The organism is Staphylococcus sp. HMSC069E10 (assembly GCF_001809205.1).
GTDB classification, from domain to species: domain Bacteria; phylum Bacillota; class Bacilli; order Staphylococcales; family Staphylococcaceae; genus Staphylococcus; species Staphylococcus hominis.
The window spans coordinates 71627-87141 of record NZ_KV796472.1 but is presented as its reverse complement, the minus strand read 5'-3'; the positions used below and the strand labels follow the sequence as shown (position 1 = coordinate 87141).

The following is a 15515-nucleotide window of genomic DNA, read 5'->3' as shown; positions in this document are numbered from 1 at the left end:
TCATCCTATTTCTTAATAATAGCCCCCTCGAGAGGAATCGAACCTCTATCTTAAGAACCGGAATCTTACGTGTTATCCATTACACTACGAGGAGTATAATATAAAAACTAATTTCTGTACTAAATATATAATTAACAGTACAATTTGAATATATGAATAGTGTATAAAATTATAAAAAGCAACGTCAAATAAAAGTAGAAGTATTATTTTTGACCATTTTTGACTTTTGTTGTAAAATAAATATAACAGTTAATTACAAGGAGGAAATATAATGAATTTAATTCCTACAGTTATTGAAACAACAAATCGCGGTGAACGCGCATATGATATTTATTCTCGTCTATTAAAAGACCGCATTATTATGTTAGGCTCAGCAATTGATGATAATGTTGCAAATTCAATTGTATCACAATTATTATTCTTACAAGCTCAAGATTCTGAAAAAGATATTTATTTATACATCAATTCTCCAGGTGGTAGTGTAACAGCAGGATTTGCTATTTACGATACAATTCAACACATTAAACCAGATGTACAAACAATTTGTATTGGTATGGCTGCGTCAATGGGATCATTCTTATTAGCAGCTGGTACAAAAGGTAAACGTTTTGCCTTACCAAACGCTGAAGTTATGATTCATCAACCATTAGGTGGCGCTCAAGGTCAAGCGACAGAAATTGAAATTGCTGCTAACCATATCTTAAAAACACGTGAAAAATTAAATCGTATTTTAGCTGAACGTACAGGTCAAAGTATTGAAAGAATTCAAAAAGATACTGATCGTGATAACTTCTTAACTGCTGATGAAGCAAAAGAATATGGTTTAATTGATCACGTAATGCAACCTGAAGATATGTAAATAGAATTGTTTAATATGTAAAAAAGGAAGAGCATTGATGCTCTTCCTTTTTTATGGTTTTTTAGTTTTTAATAAATATTGTATAGCTACAAACCCTAATAATAATCCTATAATAATAAAGAAAAAAGATAAAAGTACCATAATGATACTCTTTTCGAAAGCAAAGACACCATTTAAAATTAAAAATATACTAGCGATAAGTAGTAAGATATACGTTAACTTGTTGTCATTCATCACTAAATCTCCAATTACTATTCGTTAATTAAGTCTTCAAGTGCAACTTTTAAATTATTATACCTAAAATTAAACCCTAATGCTTCTAATTTATTAGGTAAGACTTTTTGAGTATCGAGAACTACTGTCGACATTTCTCCTAGTACAGCACGCATAATTAATGATGGCACCCACGTTTCATGTGGTTTATGCATCGTACGTCCAAGCGTATAACCAAATAAATTTTGACGTTCAGGAATTGGAGAAGCCATATTAAATGGACCTTTTGCATTTGATTCGTCAATTGTAAATAAAATCGCACGCACTAAGTCATCTATGTGAATCCAAGAATACCATTGATGTCCAGAACCTAATTTACCGCCTACGTAGAATTTATATGGTAGTTTCATCGTTTGAAGTGCGCCACCTTCAGAAGACAAAATCATACTAAATCTTCCTAATACAACACGTGTACCAAAATTTTCGAAACGACGAGCAAATCGTTCCCATTGATAAACGACATCTGACAGGAAATCAAAAGGAAGTGTTTGATATTGTTCTGTATAAGTTCGATATAAACTTGGAGGATAATAACCCATAGCGCTTGCATTAAAAAGCACTTCAGGTTTATGTTGACGTTGCTCAAATAAATGAACTAAAGATTCAGTCGATTGAATACGACTTGTCATAATCGTTTGTTTGTAAGAGGGTGTCCAACGTTTATTTAATGTAGCGCCTGCTAAATTAATAACTACATCAATATCTGGCACTTGATTTTCCCATCCTTTTTTAGACCAGTTAACATACGTAATCTTAGGCTCATCACTTTGTTTATCACTACGGGTTAAAATTGTAATATGAGCCTCTCTTTTTTTAATTTCATTTACTAAATGACTACCTACCATTCCAGTTCCACCAGTAATTAAAAATTGTTTCATTTACTAACACCTCATTTTTTATAAAGAAAATAAATTTTTTAATGACAATGTAGAGAAAGATGCTCAAAAAGCATTCAAGATTTATTCAATAATATGTCATTAACTTTAGAAAATACGGTCATTAAATTTACCTAAATTTAGCTATAATATAAGTATAGCTTTGCCATAGAGAATAGTAGAATATTTAAAAAGTATGTTTATACCTTTAATAATATACAAAACAAAAGTCATTTTAATTTCTTTCTATTCTCTTTCAAGTTTCTATTATATTACTTTATAAATAAGATTAAGAATAATATGATTATAGGAATTAAAATGCCAATTAATATATCAAATTTTGAATTTTTACTTTCATCAAAATCATCATTACTTAACATCATAGATTTAATTTTATTGCTTGAAGGATTTTTAAATAATGTGTTAAAAGTATCTTTTTTCATTTTGTCACTCCAAAATTCACTTTATATTGATAGTGTAGTTATTTATATATGATGTTATCATATATAATTGAATGAGTATTTCATTTATATATGTACTTAAGTGTTTTTTTATTTTTTTAAAAGGAAATAATGTAAAATAGATTGCTATATTAAAGGATGAATAGATAATTAAGAAGTGAGGGAGTCCATGTCAAAAAAAAATAGAAATCTTAAAGACTATGAAGCACATGAAAAGAAAAAAATGAGTGGTATTTCTAAAATAATTAGTACACTTATTGTGCTTCTATTACTTGGTGGATTAGTGTTTGCAGTTTTTGCTTTTGTAGATAATTCAAACAGAGTCAATGAACGTTTAAATAATCAATCAACGGAAGAACATAAACATAAGAAAGATAAAGATACTGAAAGTGATAAAAAGAACGAAGAAAGTACGCAAGAAAATACAACAAGTGAAAACAATACAAATAATAGTAAGGAAAATAAATTAGATAATGTAAAAAATCCAAATGTCACTGATAACTATTCTAATGAGCAAAGTAATTCAATAAGAGTACAACCTACTAATCAAGGTAAAACAGCACAAACACAACAATCTTCTAAAGAAACACCTACAAAACAACCTAGTACAAATCAAATTCAAAGTACTCAACAAAAAGAAAACTCACAAACTCAAGAAAAAGCAACGCAAGAAGAAACAAATAAATCAACTGAAAGCACTCAGTCAAGTCAATCTTCTCGTTCTAATGCTTCAACTGAAACATCACAACATAATTCAAGTAACAATGACACAACTACTACACAAGAACGAGCTAATACAAATCAATCATCACAAACACAAAAATCAACGACGCAACCATCTACTGCCGAGCCTAAAACACAATCATCTAGTTCAACAACTTCAGAATCAAAAAGTAATACCCAACAATCTCAGAGATCTTCAAACGAAGAATAAAAAAAGACCTAGGTATATACACATTTTACCATGTGTGTATCTCTAGGTTTTTTTAAAATATCCAGTTGAGCAAGAACGTTAAGATAATTGAAAGAACAATCGATATAAAAATGGAAGAGAAACAACCAAAAGGACAACCACAACCATAGTGATATCGTATTGTATTGTGATGTTCAGACATATCTCGATATTCTTGTTCTTTTTTAAAATAGTCATCATCTTTATATCTATTATCAGAAGGATCTAAAACTTCTATATCCTTATTGTCTTTATATTTCAAAGTAATTCCTCCTATCTAGTTAATTTTCAATTATAATTCATCATTTTTGAAAAACCTATAAAGTTAACTCTATTGCATTTACTATACCCTATTTTAAATATTTAACAGATTATTTAAAATAATAAGGGTTTTCGCTTGCTTTTTTATAACGACAATAGTAGTATTGCAATTGTAAAGAGGTTGAATTTTGTCCCACCTGGGACAAAAAAAGTCAAACCCCCTCTAACTCTCGATTACCTTTTGAGAAAAATAGGAGGAAGGTAGTAGTGAAAGACCTGATTAAACTACAACAAAAGTTGGTTCCTGACTTAGTTGATAAAATGTATCGACGTTTCTCTATCTTAACGACAATTTCAAATAATGAACCTGTTGGGCGTAGAAGTTTAAGCGAACATATGGATATTACAGAAAGAGTCTTAAGAACAGAAACAGACATATTAAAAAAGCAAAATCTTATACAAGTAAAATCAACTGGTATGGAAATCACCGAGGAAGGTACAAAAGTACTTAATCAATTAAGTGATTACTTTAAAGTGTATAAAGATGATAATCATTATGCTAAACATATTAAGTCCAACTTTGGAGTTAAAGAAGTATATGTCATACCTGGAAATGCTGACATGCATGAAGAAGTTAAGTCTGAGATGGGTAGACAAGCAGGTCATTTACTAGAAGATATATTGTATGAAGATGCAATTGTATCAGTGACAGGCGGATCAACAATGGCTAATGTTAGCCGAGCAATGCATTTATTACCATTTAATGTGTTTTTTGTTCCGGCACGTGGTGGTCTTGGTGAAAATATGGTTTATCAAGCAAATACAATTGCAGCAAGTATGGCACAACAAAGTGGTGGGTATTATACTACCCTATATGTACCAGATAATGTAAGCGAATCAACATATAATACATTACTGATGGAACCATCAGTTGTGCACACATTAGAAAAGATTAAACAAGCAAATATAACAATACACGGTATTGGTGATGCGCTGAAGATGGCGCATCGTAGACAATCATCTGATGAGGTGATTGAAAGACTTCAACATCATCAAGCCGTCGGAGAAGCTTTCGGATATTATTTTGACGCTCAAGGTCATGTAGTTCAAAAAGTAAAAACTATTGGATTACAACTTGAAGATTTAGAAAGCAAAGAATTTATATATGCTGTTGCTGGCGGCATGTCTAAGGGAGAAGCTATCAAAGCATATCTCAGTATTGCTCCCCAAAATACAATATTAATTACTGATGAAGCAGCAGCTAAAGTAATACTAAATAAGGAATAAAAAGTTATTTAACTTTTTAAATATCATTTTAAAGGAGGCCATTATAATGGCAGTAAAAGTAGCAATTAATGGTTTTGGTAGAATTGGTCGTTTAGCATTCAGAAGAATTCAAGACGTAGAAGGTATTGAAGTAGTTGCAGTAAACGACTTAACAGACGACGAAATGTTAGCTCATTTATTAAAATATGACACTATGCAAGGTCGCTTTAACGGAGACGTAGAAGTTGTTGAAGGTGGTTTCCGTGTAAATGGTAAAGAAGTTAAATCTTTTGAAGAACCAGATGCAAGTAAATTACCATGGGGCGATTTAGATATCGACGTAGTATTAGAATGTACTGGTTTCTATACAGAAAAAGAAAAAGCTGAAGCACACATTAATGCAGGAGCTAAAAAAGTATTAATTTCTGCTCCAGCTAAAGGTGATGTTAAAACTATCGTATTTAACACAAACCACAAAGATTTAGACGGATCTGAAACAGTAGTATCAGGTGCTTCATGTACTACAAACTCATTAGCACCAGTTGCTAAAGTTTTAAATGACGAATTTGGTATTGTTGAAGGTTTAATGACAACTATTCACGCTTACACTGGCGACCAAATGACTCAAGATGGTCCACACAAAAAAGGTGACAAACGTCGTGCACGTGCAGCAGCACAAAACATCGTACCTAACTCAACAGGTGCAGCTAAAGCTATCGGTAAAGTAATTCCTGAAATCGATGGTAAATTAGATGGTGGAGCACAACGTGTACCAGTAGCTACTGGTTCATTAACTGAAGTAACAGTTGTATTAGAAAAAGAAGTAACAGTTGAAGATGTTAACAAAGCAATGAAAAATGCTGCTGACGAATCATTCGGTTACACTGAAGATGAAATCGTATCATCAGATATTGTTGGTATGAACTTTGGTTCATTATTCGATGCAACTCAAACTCGTGTCATCTCAGTTGGCGACAAACAATTAGTTAAAGTAGCTGCTTGGTATGACAACGAAATGTCTTATACTTCTCAATTAGTACGTACTTTAGAATATTTAGCTGAATTAACTAAATAATTTCGTAGCCTAGTTTAATAAAAACTTGTGCTCAGTACACTTATATAAAATGTTGAATGAAGTTAGCTTATGAGTAAGCGGGGAGCACTAACGCTTCTCCGCTTATTTTTATATTAATAATTCCTATTTAAAGGAGGAAATTATAATGGCAAAAAAAATTGTTTCTGATTTAGACTTAAAAGGGAAAGTTGTACTTGAACGTGCTGATTTTAATGTACCTTTAAAAAACGGTGAAATTACAAATGATAACCGTATTGTTCAAGCTTTACCAACAATTAAATATATTTTAGAACAAGGCGGTAAATTAGTATTATTCTCTCATTTAGGTAAAGTTAAAGAAGAAAGTGATAAAAAAGAGTTAACTTTAAAACCAGTAGCGGATTCATTAACTGAAAAATTAGGCAAAGAAGTTGTGTTTATTCCAGAAACACGCGGTGAAAAATTAGAATCTGCAATTAAAAATTTAAATGAAGGCGATGTATTATTAGTTGAAAATACTCGTTTTGAAGATTTAGATGGTAAAAAAGAATCTAAAAATGATCCTGAATTAGGTAAGTATTGGGCATCATTAGGTGATGTGTTTGTAAATGATGCATTTGGTACTGCACACCGTGAACATGCTTCAAATGTTGGTATTTCTACTCATCTAGAAACAGCTGCAGGCTACCTAATGGAAAAAGAAATTAAATTTATCGGTGGTGTGGTAAATGATCCACATAAACCAGTTGTGGCTATTTTAGGTGGTGCTAAAGTATCTGACAAAATTGGTGTTATTAAAAATTTAGTGAATATCGCTGATAAAATCATTATTGGTGGCGGTATGGCATATACATTTTTAAAAGCACAAGGTAAAGAAATTGGTCTATCTTTATTAGAAGAAGATAAAATTGACTTTGCTAAAGAACTTTTAGAAAAAAATGGCGATCAAATTGTATTACCTGTTGATTGTAAAGTAGCTAAAGAATTTTCAAATGATGCTAAAATCACTGAAGTGTCTATTGATGAAATTCCAAGTGATCAAGAAGCAATGGATATTGGACCAAAAACAATCGAGTTATTTACTAAAGAATTACAAGGTGCTCACACAGTAGTATGGAACGGACCTATGGGTGTATTTGAATTTAGTAATTTTGCTAAAGGTACAATCGGTGTATGTAAAGCAATTGCTAACTTAGAAGATGCAATCACAATTATCGGCGGCGGTGATTCAGCAGCGGCTGCAATTTCACTAGGATTTGAAGATGATTTCACTCATATTTCAACTGGTGGCGGTGCTTCATTAGAATACCTTGAAGGTAAAGAATTACCTGGTATCAAAGCAATTAACGATAAATAATATTTATTTGAATAATAAAAATGTTTCTTTTATGATTTTCATGGGAAAACAATAAAAGAACGTAAATATTTATAATTAAGTTTAAATTTATTAATAATAGGAGTGTCAATAATGAGAAAACCAATCATAGCTGGTAACTGGAAAATGAATAAAACAGTTCAAGAAGCTAAAGACTTTGTAAACAATTTACCTACATTACCTGATGAAAAGGAAGTTGAATCAGTAATTTGTGCGCCAACAATTCAATTAGATGCATTAATCTCTCTAGTGAATGATGGCAAAGCAAAAGGATTAAAAATTGGTGCTCAAAACACTTATTTTGAAGATAATGGTGCATATACAGGAGAAACTTCTCCAGTAGCATTAGCTGATTTAGGTGTTAAATATGTCGTTATTGGACATTCAGAACGTCGTGAATTATTCCATGAAACAGATGAAGATGTAAATAAAAAAGCACATGCAGTATTTAATCATGGAATGACACCAATTATTTGTGTTGGTGAAACAGATGAAGAAAGAGAAAATGGCAAAGCTAACGAAGTAGTAAGCAACCAAGTAAAAGAAGCAGTAAAAGGCTTGTCAGAAGATCAACTTAAAGAAGTTGTTATTGCTTATGAACCAATTTGGGCAATCGGTACTGGTAAATCAGCTACTTCAGAAGATGCAAATGAAATGTGTGCACAAGTACGTAAAACAGTAGCAGACGTGTCTAGTCAAGATGTAGCTGATGTGACTCGTATTCAATATGGTGGTAGTGTGAAACCAAATAATGTTAAAGAATATATGGCTCAATCAGATATCGATGGTGCATTAGTTGGTGGCGCATCACTTAAAGTAGATGATTTTGTACAATTGTTAGAAGGTGCTAAATAATTATGGCTAAACAACCAACATCATTAATTATTTTAGACGGTTTTGCTAACCGTGAAAGTGAACATGGTAATGCAGTAAAACAAGCGCATAAACCAAATTTTGATCGTTATTACAACACATATCCTACGACTCAAATTGAAGCAAGTGGTTTAGATGTTGGTCTTCCTGAAGGTCAAATGGGTAACTCTGAAGTAGGTCATATGAATATAGGTGCAGGCCGTATTGTCTATCAAAGTTTAACTCGTATTAATAAATCCATTGAAGATGGTGATTTCTACGAAAATGAAGTGTTAGGTAAAGCAGCTCAACACGTTAAAGATCACGATTCAGCATTACATGTATTTGGTTTACTTTCAGATGGCGGTGTTCACAGTCATTACAAACATTTATTTGCATTATTAGAACTTGCTAAACAAAAAGGTTTAGATAAAGTGTATGTACATGCATTTTTAGATGGTCGTGATGTAGATCAAAAATCAGCAATTAAATATATTGAAGAAACAGAAGCTAAATTCAAAGAACTTGGTGTAGGTCAATTCGCATCAATTTCAGGTCGTTATTACGCAATGGACCGTGATAAACGTTGGGATCGTGAAGAAAAAGCTTATAATGCTATTCGCAATTTCGAAGGACCTTCTTATGCGAACGCTAAAGAAGGTGTAGAAGCGAATTATGCAAATGATGTTACAGATGAATTTGTTGAACCTTTCATAGTTGAAGGACAAAATGAAGGTGTTCAAGATGGTGATGCTGTTATCTTCTTCAATTTCCGTCCTGATAGAGCAGCACAATTATCTGAAATATTTACAAATAAAGCATTTGACGGCTTTAAAGTTGAGCGTGTAAATGATTTATTCTATGCAACGTTTACTAAATACAATGATAATGTTGATGCAGAAGTCGTATTTGAAAAAGTTGATTTAACGAATACAATTGGTGAAGTTGCTCAAAATAATAATTTAAAACAATTACGTATTGCAGAAACTGAAAAATACCCACATGTTACTTATTTCATGAGTGGGGGACGTAATGAAGAATTTGAAGGTGAACGTCGTCGCTTAATCGATTCACCTAAAGTTGCTACGTATGATTTAAAACCTGAAATGAGTGCATACGAAGTTAAAGATACATTGTTAGAAGAGTTAGACAAAGGTGATTTAGATTTAATTATTTTAAACTTTGCTAACCCTGACATGGTAGGTCATAGTGGTATGCTTGAACCAACTATCAAAGCAATTGAAGCAGTAGATGAATGTTTAGGTGAAGTGGTTGATAAAATTTTAGATATGAATGGCTATGCAATTATTACAGCTGACCATGGTAACTCAGATCAAGTTTTAACTGATGATGATCAACCTATGACTACTCATACTACAAACCCAGTTCCGGTAATTGTTACTAAAGAAGATGTAACATTACGTGAAACTGGTCGTTTAGGTGACTTAGCACCTACATTACTAGACTTATTAAATGTTGAACAACCGTCAGACATGACAGGTGAATCTTTAATTAAGCATTAGTAAAACTGTAAATGATAAGATGATTTAATATTATTCTTTAATATTAAGTCATCTTAGTATAAATATTTTATTAAATAACAAAAAATAGTTATAATAATTAAGGAATCTAAATTTAAAGGAGATTATTTATTATGCCAATTATTACAGATGTTTATGCTCGCGAAGTATTAGACTCACGTGGTAACCCAACAGTTGAAGTTGAAGTATTAACTGAAAGTGGTGCTTTTGGTCGTGCTTTAGTACCTTCAGGTGCTTCTACTGGTGAACACGAAGCAGTTGAATTACGTGATGGAGATAAATCACGTTATAGCGGTAAAGGCGTTACAAAAGCTGTTGAAAATGTAAACGAAATTATCGCTCCAGAAATCGTTGAAGGTGAATTTTCAGTTTTAGATCAAGTATCAATTGATAAAATGATGATTCAATTAGACGGAACACCTAACAAAGGTAAATTAGGTGCAAACGCTATTTTAGGTGTATCTATTGCCGTTGCACGCGCAGCAGCTGACTTATTAGGTCAACCATTATACAAATATTTCGGTGGATTTAACGGTAAACAATTACCAGTCCCAATGATGAATATTGTTAACGGTGGTTCTCACTCAGATGCACCAATTGCATTCCAAGAATTCATGATTTTACCAACTGGTGCTGAATCATTTAAAGAAGCATTACGTTGGGGTGCTGAAATTTTCCATAACTTAAAATCAATTTTAAGTGAACGTGGATTAGAAACTGCTGTAGGTGACGAAGGTGGTTTCGCTCCAAGATTTGACGGTACTGAAGATGCAGTTGAAACAATCATTAAAGCGATTGAAAAAGCTGGTTACAAACCAGGTGAAGATGTATTCTTAGGATTTGACTGTGCTTCATCTGAATTCTATGAAAATGATGTATATGACTACACTAAATTCGAAGGTGAACATGGTGCGAAACGTAGCGCAGCTGAACAAGTTGACTACTTAGAAGAATTAATTAGTAAATATCCAATCATTACAATTGAAGATGGTATGGATGAAAATGACTGGGACGGTTGGAAACAATTAACTGATCGTATCGGGGATAAAGTTCAATTAGTAGGTGACGATTTATTCGTAACTAATACTGAAATTCTTTCTAGAGGTATTGAACAAGGTATTGGTAACTCAATCTTAATCAAAGTAAACCAAATTGGTACATTAACTGAAACATTTGATGCTATTGAAATGGCTCAAAAAGCTGGTTACACTGCAGTAGTATCTCACCGTTCTGGTGAAACTGAAGATACAACAATTGCTGATATCGCAGTAGCAACAAATGCTGGTCAAATTAAAACTGGTTCATTATCAAGAACAGATCGTATTGCGAAATATAATCAATTACTACGTATTGAAGATGAATTATTTGAAACAGCAAAATTTGACGGAATTAAATCTTTCTACAATTTAGATAAATAATTTTAGCACTATACTAAAATCAATAGAGTTCACGCGTTTGCCTGTCATAGAGTTGAGACTATGACAGGCTTTTTTTAATATAAAACTTTAAATAATAGTATAGAAGTGTAAGATTTAACTTCATTGATGAAACTGATATAATAATCTTGTAATTGAAAGAAGGAGAATTGAAGATGGATCAACAACTTAATCAGTCAAATAAAAGAGAACGTATTACTGGTCAATTGATTGGATATAGTTCGCTTGTATTTTGTATATTATTAATTATCCATAATTTTATTGCTTTAGATGCTCGCACTGCTAAAACACTGTTAACACTAGCACATCAAAAAGCGTCAAGCAGTGCAGTAGATAATATTTTAAATAGTTTTAGATATACAGGTATTATGTATATTCTTGCATATTTAGCTGGAGTGATTGCTTTATGGAATCGACATAAATATCTTTGGTGGTTTATGTTTGCCGTATATGTATCAAATGTATTATTTACACTTGTCAACTTAACAATGGTGTTAAATGCTATTATTGAAACAAAATCGGTTTTATTTATTTTACCTATTTTAATCGTCGTGATTGGTTCAGCAATATTAGCCATATATATGTTAATTATTTCAATTGTACGTAAAAGTACATTTAATCGATAGTATTTGATAACTATATTAAGAATATGTTATAATTCGGAACGTATATAATGAACGGAGGACAATTTTCATGCATACATTATTTATGGTCTTATTAATTATTGATTGTATTGCATTAATTACTGTTGTATTACTCCAAGAAAGTAAAAGTAATGGACTTTCGGGTGCGATTAGCGGGGGCGCTGAACAGTTATTTGGTAAGCAAAAACAACGTGGCGTCGATTTATTCTTGCATAGATTAACAATTGTGTTAGCCATCATTTTCTTTTTAATAATGATTGGAATAAGTTATTTTGGTTTATAAGGTCCGACGATATCAATGTCGGGCTTTTTTATTTATAATAGAGTTAACACATTTTATAAAGAAATCATTATTTTAATATAATCATCAATGCATATTTTTAAGCTATTCAGGGAATAAAATAGATTGATTATATAATGAATGCAGTCTATTAGTACAAAATAAAAAAAGTAATCATATTATAATTTTTGTTAGAGAGGGATAAAAAATGCAAATTAAGTTACCTCAACCTTTCTTTTTCCAAGAAGGTAAAAGAGCAGTCTTACTCCTACATGGATTCACAGGTAATTCCTCAGATGTAAGACAACTTGGTAGATTTTTACAAAAAAAAGGTTATACTTCTTATGCGCCACAGTATGAAGGTCATGCTGCACCGCCAGAAGAAATATTAAAGTCTAGTCCATATGTATGGTTTAAAGATGTACTTGATGGCTATGATTATCTTGTAGAACAAGGTTATGAAGACATAGCGGTAGCTGGATTGTCATTAGGCGGCGTATTTGCATTGAAGTTAAGTTTAAACCGTCCTGTAAAAGGTATCATAACAATGTGTGCACCTGCCGAAGTAAAAACAGAAGGTACAATCTATGAAGGTTTTTTAGAATATGCACGTAATTTTAAAAAATACGAAGGTAAAGATCAAGCAACGATTGATAAAGAAATGGAAGATTTTCATCCTACTGAAACACTCAAAGAACTTAGTGATACTTTAAGTCGTGTGCGTAATGATGTAGATGAAGTCTTAGATCCCATTTTAGTAGTTCAAGCTGAAAAAGATGAAATGATTGATCCTCAGTCAGCAAATTATATATACGAAAATGTAGATTCAGATGAAAAACAAATTAAATGGTATGCAAATTCAGGACATGTCATTACAATTGATAAAGAAAAAGAGCAAGTGTTTGAAGATGTATATGCGTTTTTAGAAGGATTAGACTGGTCTGAATAAATCATAAAAATAATTGATTGAAGAAAGGAGGGGCATGATGAATTTAAAGCAATCCATTGAAGAAATTGTAAAACAACCTGATTATGAACCGATGTCTGTATCAGACTTTCAAGATGTTTTAGGTCTTAGTAGTGCCGACTCATTTAGAGAATTAATAAAGGTGCTCGTTGAACTTGAACAAGCAGGATTGGTAGAGCGAACAAAGACAGATCGCTATCAACGTAAAGTATCAAATAAGAATTTAAGTTCAAAATTAATAAGAGGTACTTTAAGTCAAAATAAAAAAGGCTTTGCTTTTTTACGCCCAGAAAACGAAGAACTTGAAGATATTTTTATTCCACCAACAAAGATTAATCGTGCTTTAGATGGAGATACAGTAATAGTTGAATTACAAAAATCCAGAGGAGAACATCGTGGAAAAGTTGAAGGTGAAGTAAAATCTATAGAAAAACACTCTGTCACACAAGTGGTAGGTACGTATAGTGAAGCAAAACATTTTGGTTTTGTCATTCCTGACGATAAACGTATTATGCAAGATATATTTATACCTAAAGGACAGAGTCTTGGAGCTGTAGATGGTCATAAAGTACTTGTCCAAATCACAAAATATGCTGATGGCACAGATAATCCAGAAGGACATGTGTCTGCTATTCTAGGTCATAAAAATGACCCAGGAGTAGATATTCTTTCAATTATTTATCAGCATGGAATTGAGATTGAATTTCCTGATGAGGTATTAAAAGAAGCGGAATCAGTCCCTGAAGAAATAAAACCTGAAGAAATTAAGGGACGAAGAGATTTAAGAAACGATCTTACAATTACAATAGATGGTGCAGATGCTAAAGATTTAGACGATGCAATTAGCGTTAAACGTCTAGATAATGGCCATACGGAATTGACAGTAAGTATTGCAGACGTAAGTTATTACGTAAAAGAAGGCTCTGCGCTAGATAAAGAAGCTTATGATAGAGCAACGAGTGTATATTTAGTAGACCGTGTTATTCCAATGATTCCACACCGTTTAAGTAATGGTATCTGTTCATTAAATCCTGAAGTAGATCGTTTAACGTTAAGTTGTCGTATGGAAATAAATGAGCGTGGCGAAGTGGTGAATCATGACATATTTGATAGTGTTATTCATTCAAACTATCGTATGACATATGATGCAGTAAATCAAATTATTACCGAAAAAAATACAGAAGTGCGTCAACAATACAGTGAAATTGTCCCAATGTTAGATTTAGCACAAGATTTATCTAATCGACTTATCCGTATGCGTAAACGTCGTGGTGAAATTGATTTTGATATTAATGAAGCAAAAGTGTTGGTCAATCAAGAAGGACTACCTACAGATGTAATAATGCGAGAACGTGGTGAAGGAGAGCGTTTAATTGAATCATTTATGTTAGCAGCCAATGAAACAGTTGCTGAACATTTTAACAAATTAGAAGTGCCATTTATTTATCGTGTTCATGAACAACCAAAATCAGATCGATTACGCCAGTTCTTCGACTTTATTACTAATTTTGGTATTATGGTTAAAGGCACAGGTGAAGATATTCATCCTTCAACATTACAATCTATCCAAGAAGAAGTTGAAGGTCGTTCTGAGCAAATGGTTATTTCAACAATGATGTTACGTTCGATGCAACAAGCACATTATGATGATACAAATTTAGGTCATTTCGGCTTGTCAGCAGAATATTATACACATTTTACTTCCCCGATTCGTCGTTATCCAGATTTAACTGTCCATCGCTTAATTCGTAAGTATCTTGTCGATCACTCTATGAATCATAAAGAGATGCATAAATGGGAAGAAACATTACCAGAATTAGCAGAACATACATCTCAACGTGAACGTCGCGCAATTGAAGCAGAGAGAGATACAGATGAGTTGAAGAAAGCAGAGTATATGATTCAACATATTGGTGATGAATTTGAAGGTATTGTAAGCTCTGTTGCCAATTTTGGTATGTTCGTTGAATTACCAAATACGATAGAAGGTATGGTTCATATTTCTAATATGACAGATGATTATTATCAATTTGATGAAAGACAAATGGCGTTGATAGGTGAACGACATGCTAAAGTGTTTAGAATTGGTGATGAGGTAAAAGTTAAAGTTACTCATGTAGACGTAGATGAACGCATGATAGATTTCCAAATTGTTGGCATGCCATTACCTAAAAATGATAAATCACAGCGTCCTGCTCGTGGAAAAACGATTCAAGCTAAAACGCGTGGTAAATCTTTAGATAAATCCAAAGATAATCATCATAAAAACAAAAAGAAAAAACGTAAACAACGTAAGGGTAAAAATCAACGTCAACGTGATAAACAAAGCTCAACTAAGCATAAACCTTTTTATAAAGATAAAAATATTAAGAAAAAAGCGCGTCGTAAGAAAAAATAATCAGCAAAGAGGTGACATACA

Annotated in this window: 16 protein-coding genes and 1 tRNA gene; 12 read left to right on the top strand and 5 right to left on the bottom strand. The window is 32.3% G+C overall.

The window, feature by feature from the left end; genetic code table 11:
- Window positions 1-22: 22 nt before the first annotated feature.
- Window positions 23-94 (bottom strand) — tRNA-Arg (locus HMPREF2561_RS02550).
- A 177-nt stretch (window positions 95-271) separates the two neighbouring features.
- Between HMPREF2561_RS02550 and clpP the strand changes: the two genes are divergently transcribed.
- Window positions 272-859, top strand: coding sequence for an ATP-dependent Clp endopeptidase proteolytic subunit ClpP (clpP, locus tag HMPREF2561_RS02545; RefSeq protein ID WP_017175911.1), 588 nt, complete (start codon window positions 272-274; stop codon window positions 857-859).
- A gap of 51 nt (window positions 860-910) precedes the next feature.
- Here the strand turns inward: clpP and HMPREF2561_RS02540 are convergent, their stop codons facing one another.
- The 3 genes from HMPREF2561_RS02540 to HMPREF2561_RS10845 form a co-directional block, all read right to left on the bottom strand.
- Window positions 911-1093 (bottom strand): hypothetical protein, encoded by a 183-nt coding sequence (locus HMPREF2561_RS02540; RefSeq protein WP_048683232.1) that lies wholly within the window; start codon window positions 1091-1093, stop codon window positions 911-913.
- Between the two features lie 17 nt (window positions 1094-1110).
- Window positions 1111-2010 (bottom strand): TIGR01777 family oxidoreductase, encoded by a 900-nt coding sequence (locus tag HMPREF2561_RS02535; protein ID WP_049419774.1) that lies wholly within the window; start codon window positions 2008-2010, stop codon window positions 1111-1113.
- Window positions 2011-2279: 269 nt separating this feature from the next.
- Window positions 2280-2450 (bottom strand): hypothetical protein, encoded by a 171-nt coding sequence (locus tag HMPREF2561_RS10845; protein ID WP_169925294.1) that lies wholly within the window; start codon window positions 2448-2450, stop codon window positions 2280-2282.
- Between the two features lie 187 nt (window positions 2451-2637).
- On the opposite strand from HMPREF2561_RS10845, the gene HMPREF2561_RS02530 reads away from it, so the two are divergent.
- Complete coding sequence (locus HMPREF2561_RS02530) at window positions 2638-3402, top strand: DUF4887 domain-containing protein (protein ID WP_049415388.1); 765 nt, start codon at window positions 2638-2640, stop codon at window positions 3400-3402.
- A gap of 52 nt (window positions 3403-3454) precedes the next feature.
- Here the strand turns inward: HMPREF2561_RS02530 and HMPREF2561_RS02525 are convergent, their stop codons facing one another.
- Window positions 3455-3682, bottom strand: a complete 228-nt coding sequence (locus HMPREF2561_RS02525; protein WP_049415386.1) for a hypothetical protein — start codon at window positions 3680-3682, stop codon at window positions 3455-3457.
- 266 nt (window positions 3683-3948) lie between these two features.
- On the opposite strand from HMPREF2561_RS02525, the gene HMPREF2561_RS02520 reads away from it, so the two are divergent.
- The 10 genes from HMPREF2561_RS02520 to rnr all read left to right on the top strand — a co-directional run bounded on the left by HMPREF2561_RS02520 (window position 3949) and on the right by rnr (window position 15494).
- Complete coding sequence (locus HMPREF2561_RS02520; RefSeq protein WP_070468294.1) at window positions 3949-4968, top strand: sugar-binding transcriptional regulator; 1020 nt, start codon at window positions 3949-3951, stop codon at window positions 4966-4968.
- A gap of 46 nt (window positions 4969-5014) precedes the next feature.
- On the top strand, window positions 5015-6022 hold the full coding sequence (gap, locus tag HMPREF2561_RS02515) for a type I glyceraldehyde-3-phosphate dehydrogenase (protein ID WP_017175906.1): 1008 nt from the start codon (window positions 5015-5017) through the stop codon (window positions 6020-6022).
- Window positions 6023-6167: 145 nt separating this feature from the next.
- Window positions 6168-7358 carry a phosphoglycerate kinase gene (gene pgk, locus HMPREF2561_RS02510; protein WP_017175905.1) on the top strand — a complete coding sequence of 397 codons (1191 nt, stop codon included), beginning with the start codon at window positions 6168-6170 and terminating at the stop codon, window positions 7356-7358.
- A gap of 111 nt (window positions 7359-7469) precedes the next feature.
- Entirely contained in the window at window positions 7470-8231 is a 762-nt protein-coding gene (gene tpiA / locus HMPREF2561_RS02505) for a triose-phosphate isomerase (RefSeq protein WP_049419773.1), read from the top strand.
- A gap of 2 nt (window positions 8232-8233) precedes the next feature.
- Window positions 8234-9751, top strand: coding sequence for a 2,3-bisphosphoglycerate-independent phosphoglycerate mutase (gene gpmI, locus HMPREF2561_RS02500; protein WP_070468292.1), 1518 nt, complete (start codon window positions 8234-8236; stop codon window positions 9749-9751).
- 131 nt (window positions 9752-9882) lie between these two features.
- Entirely contained in the window at window positions 9883-11187 is a 1305-nt protein-coding gene (gene eno, locus HMPREF2561_RS02495) for a surface-displayed alpha-enolase (protein WP_017175902.1), read from the top strand.
- 173 nt (window positions 11188-11360) lie between these two features.
- Window positions 11361-11831, top strand: a complete 471-nt coding sequence (locus tag HMPREF2561_RS02490) for a hypothetical protein (protein WP_017175901.1) — start codon at window positions 11361-11363, stop codon at window positions 11829-11831.
- 67 nt (window positions 11832-11898) lie between these two features.
- The gene (secG, locus tag HMPREF2561_RS02485) at window positions 11899-12132 is read left to right on the top strand and encodes a preprotein translocase subunit SecG (protein WP_002448159.1); all 234 of its coding nucleotides are present in this window, start codon (window positions 11899-11901) and stop codon (window positions 12130-12132) included.
- Between the two features lie 205 nt (window positions 12133-12337).
- Window positions 12338-13078, top strand: coding sequence for an alpha/beta hydrolase (locus tag HMPREF2561_RS02480; RefSeq protein ID WP_017175900.1), 741 nt, complete (start codon window positions 12338-12340; stop codon window positions 13076-13078).
- Between the two features lie 37 nt (window positions 13079-13115).
- The gene (gene rnr, locus HMPREF2561_RS02475) at window positions 13116-15494 is read left to right on the top strand and encodes a ribonuclease R (RefSeq protein ID WP_070468290.1); all 2379 of its coding nucleotides are present in this window, start codon (window positions 13116-13118) and stop codon (window positions 15492-15494) included.
- Window positions 15495-15515: the final 21 nt, after the last annotated feature.